The organism is Thioclava indica (genome assembly GCF_000714545.1).
Lineage (GTDB): Bacteria > Pseudomonadota > Alphaproteobacteria > Rhodobacterales > Rhodobacteraceae > Thioclava > Thioclava indica.
In genome coordinates, this window is record NZ_AUNB01000096.1 from 1 (window position 1) to 1,169 (window position 1,169).

Here is a 1,169-nt window from a genome sequence, read left to right on the forward strand (position 1 = left end):
GCTTTGGGGGTCGCACGGGCGCGGTCCGCTCGTCCGCGTCGATCTCGGCTTCCACCTGCGCGATGGCGGTCTCGATATCCTCGAGTTCCAGTTCATACTGGGCCGGGTCAATCTTCTCGGATTTGGCCCCGAAGAGCGCCTTCTTGAACGAGGCGATCAAGGCCTCAAGCCGCGCATTCTGATCCTGCTGCGCACGGATGATCGCCTTCAGTTCGGCAATGTCATCCATTGTCCGGCAGGCGAATTGCGCAGCAATTCTGCCGAGAGGGGGGCAATTTGTCAGGCACAGTCATGCCCCATCTCATAACAAAACAAGGGCAGAATGACCCGCGCAAACGACCCCGTGAGTCACTCCGCCGCAGATGGGGCTGCCACCTCCAAAGGGCGCACGCGCCGCCAATCCAACCCCGCGAACAACGCCTCAAACTGGGCCGGTTCCAGCCGCATCACCCCGTTCTTGATCGCGGGCCATGTGAAGCTGTTATCTTCGAGCCGTTTGTAGGCCATCACCAACCCGCTACCGTCCCAGTAGATCAGCTTCAGCCGATCCGCGCGCTTGGCCCGGAACACATAGACAGCCCCATCAAACGGCTTCTGGCGCAACTGGCTCTGCACCAAAGCGGCCAGTCCATCATGGCCCTTGCGGAAGTCGACCGGATCGCTGGCCACAAAGATCCGCACCCTATGGGATGGCGTGATCATGGGGCCAGAGCCTTGGCGATCTCAGCAATCCGAGCCGCTGGCGTTGCCGCATCAAGACGAACGGTGATGTCGCCCTTGATCACATCCAGCGTATTGGGGAACGGGTTGGGCAAAGGCTGGGCAACTGGCACAGACGCCTCAACCTCAACAGGCACAAAATCTATGCCGTCCAAATTTGGCAGAACCAGTTTGCCCTGCCGTGCCATCCGTCGCCAATCAGACACCGTGCTAGGGATCAATTCATACCGCTTCGCAACCGCATTGACCGTCTCACCTTTAATCAGGGTCTCCGCCACGATCCGCGCCTTCAACTCCGGTGGCCAATTCCGCTTACCATCCGCACGGCGAGGCACCCTTGCCAGAAACTCGCTTATAGCTACCATCGAGAAACTCCCCACAAATCAAAGAAGTCTCTGAATCGCAGATCAGGCGTTATGCCGTAAGTGTGGGAGCGGCGCACCGCTTAC

General features: G+C 59.3%; 3 protein-coding genes. All 3 read right to left on the reverse strand.

Translation table 11 applies throughout. The features are described 5' to 3' along the window. Nucleotides 1-229, reverse strand: a 229-nt coding sequence (locus DT23_RS18230) for an IS66 family transposase (protein WP_038133728.1), incomplete at its 3' end; no start/stop codon positions are given. Between the two features lie 119 nt (nt 230-348). Continuing rightward, nucleotides 349-702 (reverse strand): IS66 family insertion sequence element accessory protein TnpB, encoded by a 354-nt coding sequence (tnpB, locus tag DT23_RS18235; RefSeq protein ID WP_038133730.1) that lies wholly within the window; start codon nt 700-702, stop codon nt 349-351. Continuing rightward, nucleotides 699-1,085, reverse strand: a complete 387-nt coding sequence (locus tag DT23_RS18240) for a transposase (RefSeq protein ID WP_038133731.1) — start codon at nt 1,083-1,085, stop codon at nt 699-701. Before DT23_RS18240 ends, tnpB begins: the two co-directional genes overlap by 4 nt. Nucleotides 1,086-1,169: the final 84 nt, after the last annotated feature.

What these genes read in the sequence shown, in the direction of transcription:
- tnpB (WP_038133730.1), bottom strand. Translation starts at nt 702, where the DNA reads ATGATCACGCCATCCCATAGGGTGCGGATCTTTGTGGCCAGCGATCCG.
- DT23_RS18240 (WP_038133731.1), bottom strand. Translation starts at nt 1,085, where the DNA reads ATGGTAGCTATAAGCGAGTTTCTGGCAAGGGTGCCTCGCCGTGCGGAT.